The sequence below is a fragment of the Actinoplanes regularis genome (assembly GCF_900188005.1).
In the GTDB taxonomy this organism is placed as follows: domain Bacteria; phylum Actinomycetota; class Actinomycetes; order Mycobacteriales; family Micromonosporaceae; genus Actinoplanes; species Actinoplanes regularis.
In genome coordinates, this window is the sequence record NZ_FZNR01000018.1 from 74,656 (window position 1) to 94,795 (window position 20,140).

The 20,140-nt window shown below is 70.1% G+C and carries 18 protein-coding genes and 1 pseudogene; 12 read left to right on the plus strand and 7 right to left on the minus strand.

Going from position 1 to position 20,140, the window contains the following annotated elements:
• The first annotated feature begins 111 nt into the window (after positions 1-111).
• Complete coding sequence (locus CHC09_RS46710; protein WP_179277395.1) at positions 112-591, plus strand: hypothetical protein; 480 nt, start codon at positions 112-114, stop codon at positions 589-591.
• A gap of 24 nt (positions 592-615) precedes the next feature.
• Here the strand turns inward: CHC09_RS46710 and CHC09_RS48745 are convergent.
• The 4 genes and pseudogenes from CHC09_RS48745 to CHC09_RS33750 all read right to left on the minus strand — a co-directional run bounded on the left by CHC09_RS48745 (position 616) and on the right by CHC09_RS33750 (position 3,878).
• Positions 616-1,994: pseudogene (locus CHC09_RS48745) on the minus strand (NF041680 family putative transposase).
• Between the two features lie 57 nt (positions 1,995-2,051).
• On the minus strand, positions 2,052-3,068 hold the full coding sequence (locus CHC09_RS33740) for a phosphotransferase enzyme family protein (protein WP_089297318.1): 1,017 nt from the start codon (positions 3,066-3,068) through the stop codon (positions 2,052-2,054).
• 165 nt (positions 3,069-3,233) lie between these two features.
• Positions 3,234-3,527 (minus strand): antibiotic biosynthesis monooxygenase, encoded by a 294-nt coding sequence (locus CHC09_RS33745; protein WP_089297319.1) that lies wholly within the window; start codon positions 3,525-3,527, stop codon positions 3,234-3,236.
• 63 nt (positions 3,528-3,590) lie between these two features.
• Positions 3,591-3,878: a hypothetical protein gene (locus tag CHC09_RS33750; RefSeq protein ID WP_089297320.1), complete on the minus strand. Its 288-nt coding sequence runs from the start codon at positions 3,876-3,878 to the stop codon at positions 3,591-3,593.
• A gap of 86 nt (positions 3,879-3,964) precedes the next feature.
• Between CHC09_RS33750 and CHC09_RS33755 the strand changes: the two genes are divergently transcribed.
• Entirely contained in the window at positions 3,965-4,651 is a 687-nt protein-coding gene (locus CHC09_RS33755; RefSeq protein WP_089297321.1) for a hypothetical protein, read from the plus strand.
• Between the two features lie 136 nt (positions 4,652-4,787).
• Positions 4,788-5,015: a DNA-binding protein gene (locus CHC09_RS33760; protein WP_239138638.1), complete on the plus strand. Its 228-nt coding sequence runs from the start codon at positions 4,788-4,790 to the stop codon at positions 5,013-5,015.
• A gap of 166 nt (positions 5,016-5,181) precedes the next feature.
• Here the strand turns inward: CHC09_RS33760 and CHC09_RS33765 are convergent, their stop codons facing one another.
• Positions 5,182-5,835, minus strand: a complete 654-nt coding sequence (locus CHC09_RS33765) for a GntR family transcriptional regulator (protein ID WP_089297323.1) — start codon at positions 5,833-5,835, stop codon at positions 5,182-5,184.
• A gap of 95 nt (positions 5,836-5,930) precedes the next feature.
• Here CHC09_RS33765 and CHC09_RS33770 point away from each other — a divergent pair, with 95 nt between their 5' ends.
• The 6 genes from CHC09_RS33770 to CHC09_RS33795 all read left to right on the plus strand — a co-directional run bounded on the left by CHC09_RS33770 (position 5,931) and on the right by CHC09_RS33795 (position 12,217).
• Positions 5,931-7,004: an aldo/keto reductase gene (locus tag CHC09_RS33770; RefSeq protein WP_089297324.1), complete on the plus strand. Its 1,074-nt coding sequence runs from the start codon at positions 5,931-5,933 to the stop codon at positions 7,002-7,004.
• Positions 7,001-7,819: an amidohydrolase family protein gene (locus tag CHC09_RS33775; protein WP_089297325.1), complete on the plus strand. Its 819-nt coding sequence runs from the start codon at positions 7,001-7,003 to the stop codon at positions 7,817-7,819. The genes CHC09_RS33770 and CHC09_RS33775 overlap by 4 nt, the downstream gene beginning before the upstream one ends.
• A complete protein-coding gene (locus CHC09_RS33780) occupies positions 7,816-8,640 on the plus strand; it encodes a fumarylacetoacetate hydrolase family protein (protein ID WP_089297326.1) in 825 nt (274 codons plus the stop codon). Before CHC09_RS33775 ends, CHC09_RS33780 begins: the two co-directional genes overlap by 4 nt.
• Positions 8,637-9,911: an enolase C-terminal domain-like protein gene (locus tag CHC09_RS33785; protein WP_089297327.1), complete on the plus strand. Its 1,275-nt coding sequence runs from the start codon at positions 8,637-8,639 to the stop codon at positions 9,909-9,911. The genes CHC09_RS33780 and CHC09_RS33785 overlap by 4 nt, the downstream gene beginning before the upstream one ends.
• Positions 9,902-10,675: an SDR family NAD(P)-dependent oxidoreductase gene (locus CHC09_RS33790; RefSeq protein WP_203833272.1), complete on the plus strand. Its 774-nt coding sequence runs from the start codon at positions 9,902-9,904 to the stop codon at positions 10,673-10,675. The genes CHC09_RS33785 and CHC09_RS33790 overlap by 10 nt, the downstream gene beginning before the upstream one ends.
• A 300-nt stretch (positions 10,676-10,975) precedes the next feature.
• Positions 10,976-12,217 (plus strand): L,D-transpeptidase, encoded by a 1,242-nt coding sequence (locus CHC09_RS33795; protein ID WP_089297328.1) that lies wholly within the window; start codon positions 10,976-10,978, stop codon positions 12,215-12,217.
• A gap of 60 nt (positions 12,218-12,277) precedes the next feature.
• Here the strand turns inward: CHC09_RS33795 and CHC09_RS33800 are convergent, their stop codons facing one another.
• Positions 12,278-15,484 (minus strand): LamG-like jellyroll fold domain-containing protein, encoded by a 3,207-nt coding sequence (locus CHC09_RS33800; protein ID WP_089297329.1) that lies wholly within the window; start codon positions 15,482-15,484, stop codon positions 12,278-12,280.
• A gap of 153 nt (positions 15,485-15,637) precedes the next feature.
• On the opposite strand from CHC09_RS33800, the gene CHC09_RS33805 reads away from it, so the two are divergent.
• Together CHC09_RS33805 and CHC09_RS33810 are read left to right on the plus strand one after the other, a co-directional pair.
• On the plus strand, positions 15,638-16,420 hold the full coding sequence (locus tag CHC09_RS33805) for a hypothetical protein (RefSeq protein WP_179277396.1): 783 nt from the start codon (positions 15,638-15,640) through the stop codon (positions 16,418-16,420).
• A gap of 8 nt (positions 16,421-16,428) precedes the next feature.
• Positions 16,429-17,907 (plus strand): carboxylesterase/lipase family protein, encoded by a 1,479-nt coding sequence (locus tag CHC09_RS33810; protein ID WP_089297331.1) that lies wholly within the window; start codon positions 16,429-16,431, stop codon positions 17,905-17,907.
• Positions 17,908-17,911: 4 nt separating this feature from the next.
• Here CHC09_RS33810 and CHC09_RS33815 read toward each other — a convergent pair whose 3' ends face one another.
• The gene (locus tag CHC09_RS33815; protein ID WP_089297332.1) at positions 17,912-19,246 is read right to left on the minus strand and encodes an MFS transporter; all 1,335 of its coding nucleotides are present in this window, start codon (positions 19,244-19,246) and stop codon (positions 17,912-17,914) included.
• 202 nt (positions 19,247-19,448) lie between these two features.
• Here CHC09_RS33815 and CHC09_RS33820 point away from each other — a divergent pair, with 202 nt between their 5' ends.
• On the plus strand, positions 19,449-20,069 hold the full coding sequence (locus tag CHC09_RS33820; protein ID WP_203833273.1) for a TetR/AcrR family transcriptional regulator: 621 nt from the start codon (positions 19,449-19,451) through the stop codon (positions 20,067-20,069).
• The last annotated feature ends 71 nt before the right edge of the window (positions 20,070-20,140 follow it).

A 20,140-nucleotide genomic window follows, 5' to 3' on the forward strand; every position in this document is an offset into this window, starting at 1 on the left:
GCGTGGCGTTGTGACTTCATAGGAGCCTGGCCAGAGGCCCCATCTCTGTCTTGTCCGCGTCGCCCGGCTGGTGCGTGCCGCCCTGCACCCAGTCACGAACGACAGGACGACATGCCTCCCATTTCACCCAATGAAGCCGAGATCGAGGTTTTCGGTGGCGTCGACACCCACTGCGACACCCACACCGCCGCCGCGATCGACCAGGTCGGCCGGGTCATCGGCACGCGCGAGTTCCCCGCCACCGCGGCCGACTACGGGATGCGCGGACACGGCCGGCTAAACCGGGTCGGTGTCGAAGGCACCGGCGCCTACGGCGCGGGACTGGCCCGCCTGCTCCGCGACGAACACGTCTCGGTGCGGGCCCGGCTCCGCCGGACCGTACGCCAATGCCGAGCTCAGCACGCCAGCGAGCAGAACACCATCGACATTCGAGCCGCCGCCGGTAGCCGGTCACCGCAGCGGCGGCTTCTGCGCCGAGTTCCCAGCGGCACCGGTCGGTTGCGGGACCAACGACAGCCAGCCCCGGGCACCGCGCTTCGCACCGCTCATCCCGCGAGTGTAGAACCGATGCTTAATCGATGGTTGGAGTAGCGAGACAGGCACTGAGCCTGTTCTTTAACCTCTGGCCTTGGGCTTTCGGCGGGGTGGGCCGCCCAGCGAGGTTTCGCGTTTGACGGTCTTGCCCACCTCGTGTCGGTGGGCGTGGTGGTGGTTCTTCGATCCCCGAGGCCGTCCGGGGCCAGGGCGAGCGGGTTTCGGTGCTGCGGCTGGTAGCGCCGATGTCGGGCGGAGGTTCCGAAACCCTCGCCGGACCCGGGCCGGGCCAGCCGCAGCTGGGTGTGGGCGGCAATCATGATCCAGGTCCACCGGTCGGCTGCCTGCGGGTCGCGTAGCTTCGGCCGGGTCCAGCCGAGAGTCTGCTTGAACAGCCGGAACGTGTGCTCCAGATCGAAGCGTCGCAGGTATGCCTGCCCGGTCCGGTCCACATCCCGAGGATCCGCGAAGGTGCCGGACCACCACAGCCACATGGGTTGCGCGTCGCGGTCACCGGGCAGGTACTCGACCTGGAGCCGGATGAGGGTGCCCTCGATGACCGGCAACGGCCCCTCATGATCGAGCCAGGCAGCGCGGTGGGTCAGCCTCGGGTGCAGCCGATCCCAGGCTCTCATTTCGGCTTTTCCGTAGTTGGTCGTCTCGTTGATCGTGGTAACTGCCGGCTCGGGCCAGGAGTCGGGGTCCTTCAGGTCGAACTCGCCGCCATGCTTTGGCGGACGACCGCCGTACGGGTTGTACTCATACGGCGGGGCGGGTAGCCGCAGGACCCGGTCGGCGCGGATCCGCCCGCTACCTCGACCGGCAGGTCGCGCAGCACCCAGGCCAGGCGGGTCACGTCGTAGCCCGCGTCGCAGACGACCAGGATGTCCGGGTCGCCGGGCTGTTGCCGGCCACCGGCGATCAACCGGTCGATCACCTCCCGCAACTGGGTCGCGGTGACCGCCGTGGCGTCGTCGGCCGGGCCCAGACGCACCACGTCCAGCATCGCCGTCCACGAGGTGCGCCCGGGTTCCAGGGCCGCGACGAAAACCGGGAATGAACTGAGCGGCGCTCTTCGCGCGGCCGTACACGTGGCAGAACAACCGGTCCGGGCTGCATGCCGCGTCCGGGCGCAGCCACGGTGACACATCCACCGCGAGGACCAGCCGTCCGTCACCGAAGCGCGGCAGCGGCAGCGCCGTCAGCGCCCGCTGCAGCCGCTGCACATCCACCCGGCCGTGATTGAGCGCGTCATACATCGCACCGTGCCCGCGCCGGTACTCGGCCGTCAGCGTCAAATCGACCAGCGACTTGACCGGCCCGTCCGCGCACAACACCGCGTCGGTCAGCTCGAACAACGCGTCCGGCCTCCTGGGCAGGCACCGGTAGAACTCATCCCGGAATCCCGACAGGACACCGACTCCCCAGGCTCGATCAGTCACGATCACTGCAACGAACATCGATCCGAAGAGACTCGGACCAAGTCCCCAGCGCTGCCCCGAGGTTAAAGAACAGGCTCAACCGGCGGCGGTCTCGAGATATCCGGTGAGGTATGTCAGCGCCGCGGCGGCGTCTCCCCCGTCGCCGTGCGGCCCGCGCAGGTCGCCGATGAAAGCCGCCACATCGGCGAGGGCCCACCACCGTCGATAGAGGGCGATACCGGCCGGCGTGAGGTCCCGGCCGGCCGCCTCGGCGTACCCGGCCAGCACCGCTTCGTCGGCACCGACCGGATCAGCGCCGATCATGCTGGTGAACGCCGAGGTCAGCATCCACAGGTCACGTTCCGGCGGTGCCGACCGGACGGTCGTCCAGTCGATGAGCCGCAGACCGCGAGACGTCCGGATGACATTTCCCGGATGCGGCTCGCCATGGGTGACGACCCAGCCCGGCGCGGACTCGCGTACGACGTCGACCAGGGCGTCGAAGTCCGCCAGCCAGCGCTGGACCCGCTCCTGATGACGGACCAGCAGTTCGCGGGCCGGTTCGGCGTACGGGCCGCCGTCCCACCCGCGGTCCAGGTCTCGCAGCGCCTCGTGCAGGCCGGCCCGGCCGGGAAGCCGGAGCTCGGCTCGCGGGGCGAGGTGCGCGACCGCGGGCGTGGCCCGGTGCAGGTCGGCGAGCCGGGACACCAGCTCCGCGAGATCCTCCGGCCGGTGCGGCCCGAAGTCACCCGGGACACCGTCGACCAGGGGAAACACCGACACGGCGTACTTCGAGGCGAGCCGCCGCAGCACGGTGCCGTCCGTGGCGGGCAGCGGCGCGACAACGAAGTCGAGCCCCACCTCCCGGTGCAGGGCCGACGCGGTCCTCAAGGACCGGTGCAGGTCGTCGAAGACCCGCGCGGGTACGGCGTCGCCGGCGCCGAGATCGTCCACCTTGACGAACCGGACGACGCCGTTCCGGTCGCGGACGGACCAGTGGTAGCTGCCCGCGCCGACCGGCAGATACTCACTGGACTCGGCCCGCACGGCCCAGCCGTCGAGCAGCGCGGCCGACAGCTCGTCCTCGTCCAACCCCGGTGGCCTGTCCAGCATGGGACAGCATTCTGCCCTGCCCCCGCGAACTGTTCAGCTCAGCAGGGCACGGCCGAGCCGGTAGGCCCCACGGAGATCGTCGCCTCGGTACTCCGTGGCGGCCAAGCCGGCCAGATGCCGGTCGGCGTTGACCGCGACGGTGGCGGAGAGATGCCGGAAGAGCGGTCACGGCCACGCGGCGACCACCTCGACGTGGCGCAGACCGCCGGACTCGGCGATGTGCCGGAACCAGGCCGCGCATTCCGGTACGGAGTCGACGGCACGTGCGGCCTCCTCCGCCTCGGCCCGGCTGCGCCACATCAGCACGTCGAGCCAGCCGCCGTCATCCTCCCTGGTCAGGTACGCGGCGAGGCACCCGGGAAACCGTGCTCGCAGCGCGTCCACCATCGCGGGACGTTCCGCCAGCAACTGGGTCTCGGCGCCCTCGTGGATGGTGAAACGCGCCAGCTCGATCGTCATCACAAGCGATGAAGTTAGCCGCCTCGAGCGAACCAGGCTCGGGTGAGAACAGCCCCGCGCTGATCAGCGCGAGGACAGCAGGCTCAGCATGGTGTCGATCCGAGCCTCGAGAACGGTGTCGATGTCGCCGTCGACACGCACGCTGACGACGACGCCCCCGACGGCTTGAGCGAGAGCGACCACAACGGGTGGAGTTCCCTGCAGGGGATACCGGAACCAGGCGGTGCCGGACTCGTCATCGGTTTCATCGAGGGCGCCTACCAGGGCATCCTCGTCCGCGGCGTCATATTCGTAACCGATGTATCGGCTCTGTGCGTGAGGAAGCGCACCACATTCCCTTCCAAGATCCATCCGTCCACAGTCGCCGCATCGATCATTATGATCACGAAAGCCAGTTGTTGATCACCGAGTGCGGCTGCCGCCGCGGTCGCTCGGGCATGGGCACCAGGACGATGGCGGGGTGGGACGTGGTTTGGGACGAGCAGACCCGCACGGGACTGGAGACCGCACTGAACGAGGCCGAGGTCGTGGGGCTTCGCCTGAATTCCTCCGATCAGACGTGTGAGCTGCTGCTACATGTGTGCGCTCAGCCCGAGCGAGCGACGGGGGATCCGGATCCACGCCGGGTGCTCCGCCTGCTGAGGGCGACGCGGATCCGGGTGCTTCTCCGCGAGGACCGGCTGGGTGACTACGGCCCGGCGATCCCGTTGGCCGACCTGGACGATGTGGAATCCTTCTTCAGATCGATCGGCGGCTGGGACGCGATGTACGGCTGGGAGTACCTCGACCGGCCCTCGCGCACCGACGACTGGCCGGAGGAGCCGAGCCTCACCGTCGACCTTCGACCGGGTCCCGCGTCGCATTCGCTGTTCTGGTTCACCGAGTGCTGGAAACCCGGCGACGACACGCGCCTCTGCATCGAGGGCACGGTGGACTTCGAGGATCTTGAAATCACGTACGCGGACCGTACGGCCGAACCTCTCGAGCAGTTCATCGCCGAGGGGCGACTGTGGTGGGACGTGCTGTTCGGCCGGACCAAGCATCCACCGCAGGTGCAGGTGACCTCGGCGGAAGCCCCGTCCTGGCGGGGCCGCCGACCCGGCAGCACTTTCGTGGGCGGCTGAGCTGATCCTCGGCACACACCCGTCATCAGGCAACCGGCCGGCACGCCGTACCGAGCCCGGCATCGCAGGAAAGTTTCCGCAATATCTTGGTCCGGCGGGTTACTCAGCAGCTTGCTCTGTGCCTATAGTCGCTTGCATGAGAGACAAACGCCCTAAATTGATGGGCACCTTCGAGATCGGGATCCGCCTGGGCTCCATCAGCCGGCAGCGGGTCAACCAACTGACCATCAAGACCCACTTCCCCAAGCCCGCCGCCACCCTCGCGCAGGGCCGCGTCTGGCTCGCCGAGGACGTCGAGGAGTGGATCACCGTGCACCGCACCGAACCGGCGAGAAGCATCGGGAAGGCGACCTCGAAAGCCTGATTCCCCTCCCCCTCCTTTGAGACCGCTCCCCCGTCGCCAAGACCCTGGAAACGACCCCGAGGACCCCACACTCGACGCGCTCGCCACAGCGACCCTCCAGGAGGTGCACATCCTGGAGCCGCGCCACCACCCACAACAGCCGGACCATCCTCGAGCACCCAGCGAGCTACCCGGATTCGAAGGCGGCCAGGTGCCGGGAGCGGGCAGCGGTCAGGTGCTCCCGCATCGCGCCCTCCGCCGCCTCCGGGTCACCGGCCGCGATCGCCGCCGCGACGAGTTCGTGCTCCTGCCGGGTCGACCCGGTCTCGGTGTACGGGAAGTAGAGCCGGTGGATGTGCAAGTGTGCGTGCAGCCGCGTGATCGACTCCCGGAGCAGCGGATTCCCCGCCGCCACCGCGATCAGGTCGTGAAACCGCGCGTCCGCCGCCGTGAACGCCCCGTGTGACCGGGTGGCGCCCACCACGTACCCGACCGAGGCCTCGGCCCGCAGCTCCGCCCGCTGCGCGCCGGTCGCCCGCCCCGCCGCCCACCGGGCGGCGGCCGTCTCCAGCACCAACCGCATGTCGAACATGTCGGCGAACTCGGCACGCGTCAGCAGCGGGCTGACCGTGTACCCGGCGAGCGGCCGTTTCCGCAGCAGCCCCTCCGACTCGAGACGGGCCAGCGCCTCGCGCACCGGAGTCGGCGACACATCCAGATCGCGTGCGAGCGCGTCGATGTTGACCCGGTCCTCCGGCGCCAGCCGATGCTCCAGAATGAGCGATCTCAGCTGCTCGTACACATCGTCGCTGAGCACGGAGCGGCGAATCGGCCCGGACATCGGCCCTTCCTGACCTTGACTGACCGTTGACTGACGCATCGAAACGGATTAAACAGGTACGCGGATCCTATAGGATCTACGAAAGGACCGCCAAAATGGATCGGTTCGAGGGCGGGCCAGTGGATCCGCTCGAGAGGGTGCCGCTGGGCGGCACCGGCGTCACCGTCACCCGCCTCGGCATGGGCCTGGCCCCGATCGGCGGCCTGTTCACCCCGGTCGGCGACGCCGGCGCGATCGCCGCCGTCGACGCCGCCTGGCGGCACGGCGTGCGCTTCTTCGACACCGCCCCGCTGTACGGCGCGGGGCTCTCCGAACGCCGCACCGGCGCCGCGCTCCGCGACCGCGACGACTTCGTGCTGGCCACCAAGGTCGGCCGCCGTCTGGTCCCGGCACGAAACGCCACCGAGGTCGGCCGCCGCCCGGTCCCGGCACGAAACGCCACCAAGGTCGGCCGCCGCCCGGTCCCGGCCCGGGACGGCACGAAGGACCTGTGGTCCGAGCCATCCGGCGCGGCACCGGTCTGGGACTTCAGCGCCGCCGGTGTGCGTACGCAGCACCGCGAGAGCCTCGAGCGCCTGGGCCTGGACAGCGTCGACGTCCTGCACCTGCACGACCCGGACGACCACTTCGCGCAGGCCCTGCACGACGCCCTGCCCGCCCTCGTCGAACTGCGCCGCGAGGGCGCCGTACGGGCCGTCTCGGCGGGTATGAACCAGTCCGCGATGCTCACCGCGTTCGCCCGCACCGGCCACTTCGACTGTTTCCTGCTCGCCGGCCGGTACACGCTGCTGGACCAGTCCGGCCTGGCCGACCTGCTTCCCGAGTGCGCGCGGCGGGGCATCTCGGTGATCTGCGGCGGCGTCTACAACTCCGGTCTGCTCGCCGACCCCGATCGCAATCGGACCTTCGACTATCGGACCGCCACGCCGGAGCTGGTCGCCAAGGCACGGGCGATGGGCGACGTGTGCGCTCGGCACGGCGTACCGCTGAGAGCCGCGGCGCTCCAGTTTCCCCTGGCGCATCCCGCTGTCGCGACCGTCCTGATCGGGATGCGCTCGGCTGCGGAGGCGGCCGACGCGGCCGCGATGGCCGCCGTCGAACTCCCCGGCGCGCTCTGGCACGACCTGATCAGGGCCGGTCTGCTCGACCCCGAGGTCCCGCACCCGTGATCGTCGACGCGCACCACCACCTGTGGACCGCGGACTATCCGTGGCTGGCCGCCGACGGCCTGGCCCCGATCCGGCGCGACTACACCATGGCCGACCTGCGGCCGCACCTGGCCGCGGCCGGCGTGCAGCGCACCGTGCTGGTCGAGGGCGGGCTCTGCCGGGCCGCCGAGACCAGCCGTTTCCTCGCCCTGGCCGCGCACACGCCGGAGATCGCCGGCGTGGTCGGCTGGGCCGATCTCGCCGACCCGGACCTGCGGGCCATGCTGGCACGCCACCGGTCCGGGCCGGGCGGGGACCGGCTGGTCGGGGTCCGCGATCAGGTCCAGGCCGGCCCCGACGACCTGCTCGACCAGCCGGGGGTACGGGCCGGCCTGGCCACCGTGGCCGACGCCGGGCTGGTCAACGAGCTGGTGGTGCGGGCCGGGCAGCTGCCCGCGGTGGCCCGGGCGGCCGCCGCCCTGCCGGAGTCCACGTTCGTCCTCGATCACCTGGGCAAGCCGCCGATCGGTGACCTGGCCGGCTGGCTCCGGCTGATCACCCCGGTGGCCGCCCGTCCGAACGTGGTGGCGAAGCTGTCCGGTCTGGTCACCGAGGCCGGCCCGGGGTGGACGCGGGCGGGCCTGCGGCCGTACGTGCAGGCCGCGCTCGAACTGTTCGGCCCGGACCGGCTGATGTTCGGTTCGGACTGGCCGGTGTGCGAGGTGGTGGCGACGTACGAGGAGGTCGTCGCCGTGCTCACCGGCATCCTCGGCGGCCGCCCCGCCGACGTCTTCGGCCGTACCGCGACCCGCGTCTACCGATTGGAGCACTCGTGAGGTACCTGCGCATCGGAGCACCGGGGGCGGAGCGTCCCGTCCTGTACGCCGACGGAGCGCTGCGCGACCTGTCCGGCGTCACCCCGGACATCGACGGCGAGTTCCTGGCCGGCGGCGGGTACCGCGGCGACCCGGCCGAGCTGCCGATGGCGGATCTGGACGGGCACCGGATCGGGGCGCCGATCGCCCGGCCCGGCGTGGTGCTCTGTGTCGGGCAGAACTACGCCGCGCACGCCGCCGAGTCCGGGGCGCCGCCACCCGCCGAGCCGATCGTCTTCTACAAGGCGCCGAACACGGTGATCGGCCCGGACGACGACATCCTGATCCCGCCCGGCGCGAAGCGCGTCGACTGGGAGGTGGAGCTGGGCGTGGTGATCGGCCGGACCACGCGGTACGCCGCGAGCCCCGACGAGGCCCGCGAGTGCGTCGCCGGCTATGTCCTCTCCAACGACGTGTCCGAGCGCGAGTACCAGCTGGAGCGCTCCGGCGGACAGTGGTCCAAGGGCAAGTCCTGCGAGACGTTCAACCCGCTCGGGCCGTGGCTGGTCACCCCGGACGAGCTGAGCTTCCCGCTGCGGCTGCGCTCCTGGGTCAACGACGCGACGCGCCAGGACTCCAGCACCGCCGACATGATCTTCGACGTCGGGTTCCTGATCTGGCATCTCTCCCAGTTCACCGTCCTCGAACCGGGCGACCTGATCAACACCGGGACGCCGCAGGGGGTGGCGCTGGGCGGGCGGTTCCCGTATCTGAGCGCGGGTGACGTGGTGGAGCTGGAGATCACCGGTCTGGGCCGGCAGCGCAGCGTGGTCAAAGGATGACGATCGCGGCGGTCACCTCGTACGACATCCGCTTTCCGACCTCGCGTGAGCTGGACGGCTCGGACGCGATGAACCCGGATCCGGACTACTCGGCGGCCTATGTGGTCCTGCGCGCCGAGGACGGCTCGGAGGGGCACGGGTTCACCTTCACCATCGGGCGCGGCAACGAGGTGTGCCGGGCGGCCCTCGACGCCCTCGCCCCGATGATCCTCGGGCAGCCCCTGGACGACCTGGGGGAACTCTACCGGCGGCTCACCCACGACTCGCAGATCCGCTGGCTCGGCCCGGAGAAGGGGGTCATGCACCTGGCCGCGGCGGCGCTCGTGAACGCCGCGTGGGACCTGCGGGCCAAGCGGGCCGGGCTGCCGTTGTGGGCGCTGTTGTCGTCGCTCTCCCCCGACGAGCTCGTCGACCTGGTCGACTGGCGGTACCTGACCGACGCGCTGACGCCGGCGGCCGCGCGCGACCTCCTGCTCTCCGCCGCGGATCAGCGCGAGACCCGTGCGAGCTTCCTCAAACGGCACGGTTACCCCGCCTACACCACCTCGGCGGGCTGGCTCGGCTACCCGGACGAGAAGATCGAACGGCTGGCGCGGGAGGCCGTCGACGCGGGCTTCCAGATGATCAAGCTGAAGGTGGGCGCGGACCTGGCGGACGACGTACGCCGGCTGGCGCTGGCCCGCGCGGTGGTCGGCCCCGGCATCCGCATCGCCGTCGACGCCAACCAGCGCTGGGACGTCCCGGACGCGATCGCCTGGACGACCGCGCTGGCGAAGTACGACCCGTGGTGGATCGAGGAGCCGACCAGCCCGGACGACGTGCTCGGCCACGCGGCGATCCGGCGGGCGGTGCACCCGGTGCGGGTCGCCACCGGCGAGCATGTCGCGAACCGCGTGGTGTTCAAGCAGCTGCTGCAGGCCGGCGCGATCGACGTCGTCCAGCTCGACGCCTGCCGGGTCGCCGGCGTCAACGAGAACGTGGCGATCCTGTTGCTCGCCGCCGCGTACGGCAAGCCGGTCTGCCCGCACGCCGGCGGGGTGGGCCTCTGCGAGGTGGTCCGGCACTTCTCCTTCTTCGACTTCGTCGCGGTCTCCGGCTCGCTCGACGACCGGGTCATCGAGTACGTCGACCATCTGCACGAGCACTTCGTCGACCCGGCGACGGTGGTCGGCGGCCGCTACCTGGCCCCGGCCGCCCCGGGTTTCTCCACCCAGATGCGTCCCGAGTCGCTGGCCCGGTACGCCTACCCGGAAGGCAGGGCATGGTCGTGAACGATCTGGACGGTCTGGTCGCGGCGATCACCGGCGGTGGTTCGGGCATCGGCGCGGCCTGCGCCCGGCGCCTCGCCGCGGCGGGCGCCAAGGTGGGCATCCTCGACCTGGAACCCGCGAAGGCTCCGGGGCTGCGGCTCGAGACGGACGTCCGCGACGCGGCGTCGCTGGAGGGCGCCATGCGGTCGCTCGCCGAGGCGTACGGAGGCATCGACATCCTGGTCAACAGCGCCGGCGTCAGCGCGGTCGGCTCCGTCGAGGCCAACGACGACGCCGAGTGGAACCGCGTCCTCGACGTCAACGTCACCGGTGTCGCCCGCGCCAGCCGCGCCGCCCTGCCCTACCTGCGCCGCAGCCGCACCCCGGTGATCGTCAACCTCTCCTCGATCGCCGCCACCGCCGGCCTGGTCGAGCGCGCCCTCTACTGCGCGTCGAAGGGCGCGGTCCACGCGCTGACCCTGGCGATGGCCGCCGACCTGGTCACCGAGGGGATCCGGGTGTGCTGCGTGGCCCCGGGCACGGTGGACACGCCCTGGGTCGCCCGCCTGCTCGCCCGCACCGACGACCCCGGCGCGGAGAAGGCACGCCTCGCCGCCCGCCAGCCGACCGGCCGCCTGGTCACCGCCGACGAGGTCGCCGCCGCCGTCCAGTACCTGGCCAGCCCCTACGCCGGCGCCACCACCGGAATGTCCCTCGCCGTCGACGGCGGCATGTCCGGCCTGCGCCTTCCCTCCCCCGACCCGGACGCTTTGCCGACCCGCTGATCCCGCACGGCCGGCCCGCGGTGCCGCTCACCCCCATTGCTCCGGTACGACCGATGGGGTCCCGTCGCCAGGCCTCGCGGCCACGTCCCGTGCCGCCCTCGCGCGGCGTCCGCTCGGCGCCGGGCCGCGGCCGCGCGTCCCGCCGACGGAGGGGATGTCCCCAGTTGGACGGTCTGTGACCTACGGGATTGACAATGATTCTGGATTTCGCGAAATTTGATCACCCTGGCGGTAAACCATCTCCAGCCCCGACCACGTCATCCTGATGTAACCCCGGCGGACCCCTCGATTGCGAGAGCCATGATCCAGCGACGCAAAGTCATCATCGGCACACTGGGTGTAGCCGCTGCGGCCACGGCCGCCGGTTGCTCCACCCGTGCCTCAGCCAACGGTGGCAACCCCGTCTGGACCGATCCGGTGGGGCACACCGAGGAGGCGACGGCCGCGCCGATCGCCGCGCGGGTGCAGGTGGCCGTGACGCCGGCGGACAAGGCCACCGGGGTCGGCCTGACGAATCCGATCGTGGTCAGCGCTCAGGAGGGCACGGTGCAGTCGGTCACCGTCACCGCCGGCAAGACGAAGATCGACGGCACCCTGCAGGCCGACGGCACCTGGCAGTCCACCGACGACCTCGCCTACGACAAGACGTACAAGGTGGTCGTGACCGCGGCCGACGCGTCGGGCACGACGTCCGAGCAGACCTCGACCTTCGCCACGCTCAAGCCGAAGCACCTCGCCCGGATCACGTTCCAGGCCAATGCGATGAGCGCGCTCAAGGACGGCGGGACCTACGGCGCCGGGCAGCCGGTGATCATCGCGTTCAGCCGCTCCGTCGACAAGGAGGTCGCGGAGAAGGCGATCGAGATCACGACGTCGCCGTCGGTCGAGGGCAAGTTCTACTGGGTGAACAACAGCACCGTGCACTGGCGGCCGGCGAAGTACTGGACCGGTGGCAGCACGGTCAAGGTGAGCGTCAACGTGCTCGGCAAGGACCTCGGCAAGGGGGTCTACGGCGAGAAGAACGCGTCGGCCGACTTCCGGATCGGGCGCCAGCTGATCGCGATCGCCGACACCCGGACGCACCTCACGAAGGTCTACATCGACGGCAAGCTCGTCCGCACCATGAAGAGCAGCTTCGGCAGGGGCGGCACCGCCACCGGCTCGAAGGGCGAGAAGATCAGCTATTGGACGGCCGGCGGTCCGCACGTCGTGCTCTCCAAGGAGCGCAAGCACTCGATGAGCTCGGCGAGCTACGGCATCACCGACCCGAAGGACCCGAACTACTACGACTCCCCCGACATCGAGTTCTGCACCCGGATCTCCTACTCCGGTGAGTTCCTGCACGCCGCCCCGTGGAACAAGGTGCTGGGCCAGGCCAACAGGTCGCACGGCTGCGTCAACCTGAGCACTTCCGACGCCAAGTGGGTCTACGAGAACTTCCTGATCGGCGACGTCGTCGACGTCAAGAACAGCCCGCAGACGCTGAACATCACCAACGGAGTCGGCGACTGGACCGTCCCGTTCGACAAGTACGGTCGCTGACCGGGCCCGTCGTACCGAGCGGTCGGTGCGGACCGGTGACCCGGCCCGCACCGACCGATCTCAGCGGACCTGCGCCGCGTACCGGGAAGTGATCTCCTCGTCGGTCAGCGCCCGGTCGTACACCTGGACCTGATCGACGTTCCCGGACCAGTAATCGGTCTTGTTGCCGGCGTACTTCGCCCGGCCGATCGAGAGCGGCCCGGTGCTGACCACATCCGGCCCCGCCGTCGTGGTCGCGACCCGCTTGCCGTCCACGAAGAGCCGGATCTCACCGGTGGCGTGGTCCCGGACCCCGACCAGCTGGTACCAGCGGTTCAGCTCGGGCGTGACGACCAGCCGGGCCCGGTTGCCGCCGGGGGTGCTGAAAGCGAACGCGCCCTGCCCGTACTGCAGATAGAACGGGTTCTCGGTGCGCCGGCCGTCCTGGCTGACCGCCGTGGCGTAGTTGCCCGGCAGCCGGTCGAGGGTGACCCACGCGGCGATCGTGTAGTCGCGGGTGGTGTCGAGGACCGGCGCGGCGGTGTCCGCGTAGTCGCCGTCGCCGTCGAACTTCAGCGCGGAGCCGGTCACGCCCGGGGTCCAGGTGGTGTTCCCGGCCAGGGTGAGATCGCTGGTCCCGCCGCTGTCGCGGGCCGTGGTGCCGGTGCCCTCGTCCAGGCTCCACTCACCGTGACCGGGCGGCGCCGGGCGCTCCGCGGCCGCGGCTCCGGCGGCGATGACCCGGCGGTTGATCTCCCGCACGGGCGCGGGATCGACCTTGATCGCCCGCCGGTCGTACGTCCACAAGCCGTTGAGCTCGGTCTCCAGGTCGGTGATCTGGGTGTAGACCGATCCGGAGAGCTCCGCCCCGGCGGCCTCGAGGTAGAACCGCTCGGTGTTGTCCACGTACTTCGCGGTCAGGGCGGCCTTGTCCGCGACGCCGCTGTAGATCACCGCGGGCGTGCCCGGCCACATGTGCCCGGGGGTCCGCAGCGTGAAGCCGCCGTGCTCGCCGTCCATCGCGATCCGGGTCGCGTCGGGGTAGGCCGGGTCGCTGTTGTTGTAGTCGTGATGGTCGATGACGTCGCCCTTGCCGGAGTCGCCCTTGGAGGCGCAGCAGTTCACGCCGCTGTGCGCGTTCACGACCCGGGACGGGTCGGCGGCCTTGACCTGCTCGACCAGCTCGCCGGTCGCGGTCCGGTCCCACTCGCCCCAGCCCTCGTTGAACACCACCCAGCCGATCACCGACGGCGAGTTGTGCAGCTGGTCCATCATCTCCCGGCCCTGGCCGAACCACGCCTGCTGACCGGCCGTGCCGGTGATGTCCGCGGAGACGAAGTCCTGCCACACCAGCAGACCCAGCTCGTCGGCGTGCCGGTACCAGCGGGCCGGCTCCACCTTGATGTGCTTGCGCACCGCGTTGAAGCCGAGCTTCTTCGTCTCCACCAGGTCGAAGCGCAGCGCCGCGTCGCTCGGGGCGGTGTACAGACCGTCCGGGAAGAAGCCCTGGTCCAGCGTGGCGAGCGAGAAGATCGCCTTGCCGTTCAGGACCAGCTTCGGAAAACCGGCGACCTTCTGTACGGCGATCGAGCGCATGCCGAAGTAGCTGCCCACCGAGTCGCGCCCGAGGGTCACGTCCAGGTCGTACAGGTAGGGATCGTCGGGAGTCCACAGGTGTGGCTGCCTGATCCGCAGGCTCAACTCGGCGCCGACGACACCGGTCACCGTGCCGACCTTGCGGCCCTTCCGGTCACGCGCGGTGGCGATCACCCGGGTGCCCGCCTTCGCACCGCCGGACCTGACCACGACGCGCAGCGAACCGGTCGCCAGGTCCGGGGTGGTGACGATCGAGTCGATGCCGGCGTCGGCGACCGGCTCCAGCCAGACCGTCTGCCAGATGCCCGACGACGGGGTGTAGACGATGCCGCCCGGGTTCAGCGACTGCTTGCCCTTCGGCTGGTCCGGCCCGGTCGCGTCGGTGACCTCGACCAGGATCTCCTGCCGCCCGTGGCCGCGCAGCGCGCCGGTGATGTCCGCGGTGAACGCGGTGTAGCCGCCGGTGTGCTCGGTCACCAGCGTGCCGTTGACGTAGACCCTGGCCTGGTAGTCGACGGCGCCGAAGTTGAGTTTGAGCCGCTTGCCGGCGCCGATCCGCCAGCTCCGCGGCACGGTGACGAGCTTGCGGTAGAACATGTGCGACTCGCGGCGCTCGATGCCGGACAGCTGCGACTCGACCGGGAACGGCACGATGATCCGCTCGCCCAGCTTCGTGCCGAAGACGGGCTGCTCACCGGCGGCGGCGCCGGTGAACTCCCACGGCCCGTTCAGGTTCAGCCAGTCGTCGCGGACCAGCTGCGGGCGCGGGTACTCCGGCAGCGGGTGCCGCTCGTTCAGCTTGTCGCCCCACGGGGTGGTCAGGCGGTGCGTGGAGGTGTTGGTCGCGGAGCGGATCAGCTGCGGGACCGTCTCCCCGCCGACGACGAGGCCGCCGGTTCCGTCGTAGTTGACCCGGACCCGCTGGCCGGCCTGGATCGGTTCGGCGAGGGTGACCACGAGTCTCGTACCGTCGCGGGGGTCTTTTCTGATCGTCGAGATCGGCATCGGCGTGGTGTCGGCCTCGACCACCAGATGCGCCGCGGTCTGCGCGACGTCGCCGACCGGCGCGTCGAAGTCGGCGACGAGCTCGCGGCCCTCCGATCCGATCTGCAGGGCGACCGGGAAGACCTGGAAGCCGTCCGGCGGCGTGAACGCCGACTCCGGCACGATCTGCTTCGCCAGCCCCGCGCCCGACCAGCGCAGGAAGATGTTCGCGCCGCCGACGTCCTGGAACAGCTCGACCCGCAGGTCGTGCGCCTCCCCGGCGACCAGGTGCACCGGTGCGCTGGTCTGCTCCCGGTCCCAGTCACCGACCCAGTGGTCGATCACCGGCTGCCCGTCGAGGTAGAACCGGAACCCGTTGTCACCGATCAGGAAGAACGTGTAGTCGCCGGTCGCCGGGGCGGTGAGCTTGCCGGTCCACCGGGCGGTGGTGTGCTCGGTGCGCCCGAGGAACGACTGGAAGCTGCCGGTCAGATCGGCGAGGTCGATGTTCGGGTCCAGCGAGATACCGCCCAGCTGGGCGAAGTCGCGGGCGCCCGGGGCGGACATCCGGAAGTACTCGCCCTTCAGGCCGTGCACGGCCGCCGCGGCCGCGGGGGCCTGGGCCGAAGCGGCGCCCGGTGGCGCCGCGAGGAACGAGAGAACCATGAGGACGGCCAGGAGCAGCGCTCTCCACGGCGATCGTGGCATCGGTTGTTTCCCTTCGCCTGACTAGGTAACAACCCTTACATTGAGCCAGTTACATGTGTGATGTCAACGAAAAGCAACAGGAACAAACGTGTTCGCAAGATTTTCGCACCGGCCCCGGCCGCCGGGAACCGCGCCGCGCCCTCTAGGGTGTCGATGCATTTGCACTCATGGGGGAACTTCTTGAAACTGCGCCGCCTGCTCCTGACCACGACCATCACCCTGCTCGCCACCACGGGATGCACCCCGCCGCCCCCTGGGAAGGCGAACTCGGGCCCTTCGGCACCGGCGGCCGGCCAGTCGCCTTCCGGCCCCAGCGCCAAGGAGGAACTGCTGGCGGCGCTGCGCAAGACGCACGCCGCCGCCTACACCTTCAAGGTGCAGGCGGACCTGCCCGACTCCAAGCACGGAAAAGCGAGCGGCGCGTTCGATCCGAAACGCGTCCTGTACTCCGTGACGACCAAGGAGTCCGGCGGCAAGGACCCCGACTCCGGCCAGCGCGTCGTCGTCGGCAAGGACAGTTTCACGCGGGGGGATTCCAACGACGAATGGGTCCACCTCGACCTCCGGCGGATCAAGCCCACCAACACGCTGGAATCCTTCGACATGAAGGACCCGACCGGCCTGGCCAAGTTCGCCTCCTCGATCGAATCGGTGGAGCGGACCGGCCCGAACACGTTCCGCGGCGAGTTCACCGCGATGCAGACGGGTGACCCGTTCGTTCCCATCGGCACGCCCAGCATCATCGTCTTCAGCTTCGGCACCTCCGATTTCACCGCGACGACAGACGGCAAGGGATGGGTCACGTCGGTCGCCGTCGAACTGAAGGACGAGAAGGCGACCCTCAAGATGACGACCACGCTGGGCAGCCACGGCAAACCGACCGGGATCGCCAAGCCGAAGCACTACGGCGAGGCCGCCGACTTCTACTACGACTAGGGAGATCGATGGCTGAGGGTCGCGTCGCGTCCATCTCGACCGGCAGGCTGCGCGGAACCGTCGCCGACGGCGTCGCCCGCTTCCTGGGCATCCCCTACGCGGCCGCGCCGTTCGGCCCGAACCGGCTCCAGCCGCCGCGGCCGGTCCAGCCGTGGCCGGGCGAGCGGGACGCCACCCGGTTCGGCGCGACCGCACCGCAGGGCAGCTACCCGCTCTACCTGCGGGAGATCCTGCCGGAGGTGATCATCGCGGGCGACGACTGCCTGAACCTGAACGTCTGGGCCCCGGCCACGACGACCGGTGGGCTGCCGGTGCTGGTCTGGATCCACGGCGGCTCGTACACGAACGGCTCCGGCTCGGTCGCCGACTACGACGGTACGCACTTCGCCGAGGACGGCGTCGTCTGCGTCACCATCAACTACCGCCTCGGCGTGGAAGGGTTCCTGGCCGCCGAGGGCGGCACCCCGAACCGTGGGCTGCTCGACATGGTGGCGGCGCTGCGCTGGGTCCGCGACGAGATCGCGGCGTTCGGCGGCGACCCGGCCCGGGTCACCGTCGCCGGCGAGTCGGCGGGTGCGATGGCGATCTCCGCGCTGCTCGCCATGCCGGCGGCGGCCGGGCTGTTCTGCGGCGCCATCCTGCAGAGCGGCGCCGCCGCGCACACCCTCAGCGCGGAGTCGGCGCGGCGGGTGGCCGAGCGCGTGGGCGCGACCCTGGGCGTACCGCCGACCGTCGAGGCGCTGGCGCAGCTGCCACCACAGGTCCTGGTCGAGGCGGTCACCACGGTCTCGGCCGCAGTCGTCGCCGGCGACGCCGCGGAGTGGGGCGAGCTCGCCGTCCGGAAGCTGCCGTTCGGGCCGTTCGTCGACGGTGACGTGCTGCCGGCGGCACCGCTGGACGCCATCGCCGCGGGCGCCTCGGCCGAGGTCCGGCTGCTGCTCTGCACCACTCGCGACGAGTGGCGGCTCTTCGTCGTCCCGAACCGGGTCATCGACGCGATCGACGAGCAGATGCTGGCCGGCCGGGCCGGCGCGATCGGCCTGTCCCCGGAGGGCCTCGCGGCCTATCGGGCGAGCCGGCCGGACGCGTCGCCCGGGGAGCTGCTCTCGGCCATCCTGACCGACTTCACCTACCGGCAGCCGGCCCTCGCGCTGGCTCTGGCCCGGCCGGCCGGTGCCGCACCGACGTGGATCGCCCGTTTCGACGGGGTCGACGCCGCCGACAACCACGGACTGGGCCCGTGCCACACGGCGGAGATCCCGTACGTCTTCGGCACCGCGGCCCTGCCCGTGATGCGGCCTCGCCTCGGTACGCACCCCGCCGCCGCCACGGTGGAGACCATGCACGGCGCCTGGGTCCGGTTCGTCCGCGACGGCGATCCGGGCTGGCCCGCCGCCGACCGTGCCGGGCGGCCGACCGCGCTGCTGGGCGAACGCGTCGAGGTCGTACCCGACCCGGACGCCCAGGAGCGGAAAGCCTGGTCATGAACCGTCAGGCCGGTTCGGGTACGGCCTGCTCCGACGGCGGGACGACGATCCTCTTCTCCCGCCGGATGACCAGCGCCAGCACCGGCACCAGCGCGACGCCGACACACGCCGCGCCGACGATCGTGTAATACGGCGCGAAGACGTTCCCGGTCGACTCCTCGATCAGACCGTACGCATAGGGGCCGACGAAGCCGCCGGTGATCCCGAGCATGTTGATGAACGCGAGGCCCGCGGCCGCGACCAGCCCCGACATCCGCGACATGGCGACCGACCAGAAGAGCGGCAGGGTGCCGATGGAGAAGAAGCTGGACAGCAGGATCAGCAGGACGCTGAACACGGCGTTCGTGGAGAACAGGAACGTGGTCATGATGACCAGGACCCCGGCCGTGCAGACCCCGATCAGCGCGATCTCGTGGCCGAACCGCCGCTTCATCCACGGGAAGAACAGCACCCCCGCGAGGGCGGCGATTCCGCTGCTGCCCGCGACGATCCCGATCAGGAACGGGCTCTTCAGGCCGAGTTCCTGCAGCAGCGCCGGGAAGTTGAATCCGACACCGGAGCCGATCGCCTGGTTGATGAAGTAGATCGCGGCGAGCATGAGCACCACCGGGCGGCCGAACGCCAGGCGCAACGTCGTGCCGAGCGTGGCCGGGTGCGGCGCGCTCGAGCCCACGGCCCGCTCGGTCAGGATCGCGGCCTCCGGCTGCGTGAGCCATTTCGCGTCGGCCGGCCGGTCGGGCAGGGTGAACCAGACGAGGCCGCCGACGAGGACCGTGAAGAGCCCCTCGACCAGGAACATGATCTGCCAGCCGTGCAGGCCGGCGAGTCCGTCCAGCTCCATCAGCGCGCCGCCCATCGGGGAGCCGACGAAGATGGCGATGCAGGGCGCGAGGTAGACGAGGCCGACCATCGTCACGCGGTGCTGCTGCGCGAACCACATTGTGATCATGTACATCAGGGCCGGGAAGAGACCGGCCTCGGTGGCGCCGAGCGCCAGCCGCAGAATGTAGAACGACGTCTCGCCCTGGACGAACATCATGGCGGCGGAGACCAGGCCCCAGGTGACCGCGATACGGGTGATCCAGATCCGTGGGCCGATCCGGTAGAGAATCATGTTGCTCGGCACTTCGAGCAGGGCATAGGTCAGAAAGAACAAACCGGCGCCCAGCCCGTACGCGGCCACACTGATCCCGACGTCGGCGCCGAGTGCCGTTTTTGCCAGCGCGATATTCGACCGGTCTATGTAGGACATGAAATAGGCGATACCGAGCACCGGCAGCAGCCGGGTCATCACTTTTCTCGTCGCCTGCTGATGCAGGATGTCTGCCGCGTTCGTCATCGGACGGGTCCTCCGGATTCGGCGATCTCTGCGATGCGGTCCGACCGGTCCGGCCGCCGCATCCGCAACGTCAAGCGCATTGCAGAAAGGCCATCTACCTGGGATACTACGGAGTATCACGGTAAGGTTCGTCGATGTCCTGTGTCAACCGTCACATTGCGAAGCCGGCCAGTTAGCCTGGTTCGGACGAACAGGAGGCGCCGTGAGCGCGAGCCCCGAGGTTGCCGTCGACGCGAGGACCAGGATCCTCGACGCGGCGGCCGAGGCCTTCACCCGTAACGGGTTCGCCGGCACCACGATCGACGACATCGCCCACGACGTCGGGGCCACCAAAGGCCTGATTTATTACCATTTCAGATCGAAGTTCGACATCCTCCTCGCGGTTTACGGGGAGGCCATGCGCCGCGTCCGCGAGCGGGTCGAGCCGCACTCCACCGGGCCCGGGACCGGCCGCGAACGGCTGACGGCCATGTCGATGGCCCACGAGCTCAACCTGATGGACGGCCTCGCCTACCACAACGTCGTGCACCAGACGGTGCGCGGCGAGGCGTCGACCGCGCTCAAGGCTCACCAGCGCGACACCCTGCGGGACCTGAACGGCCTGCGCAGCGACTACGAGGCGATGTTCCGCCGGGTCGTCGTCGAGGGCATCGACGACGGTTCGCTGCGCGGAGTCGACGCCGCGCTGGCCACCCGGACCCTGCTGAGCAATCTCAACGCGGTCGACATGTGGTACCGGAGGATCGACGGCCAGGGCCCCGATGAGATAAATGACCTGGCCCGCCAGATTGTCGACCTGTTGATCGGCGGCCTCGCCGCCTGACAGAACCGCATTTCCGTCCCTTATGGACATCGAAAACAATCAATAGACTTCGATGTATGCAAAGTGCATAC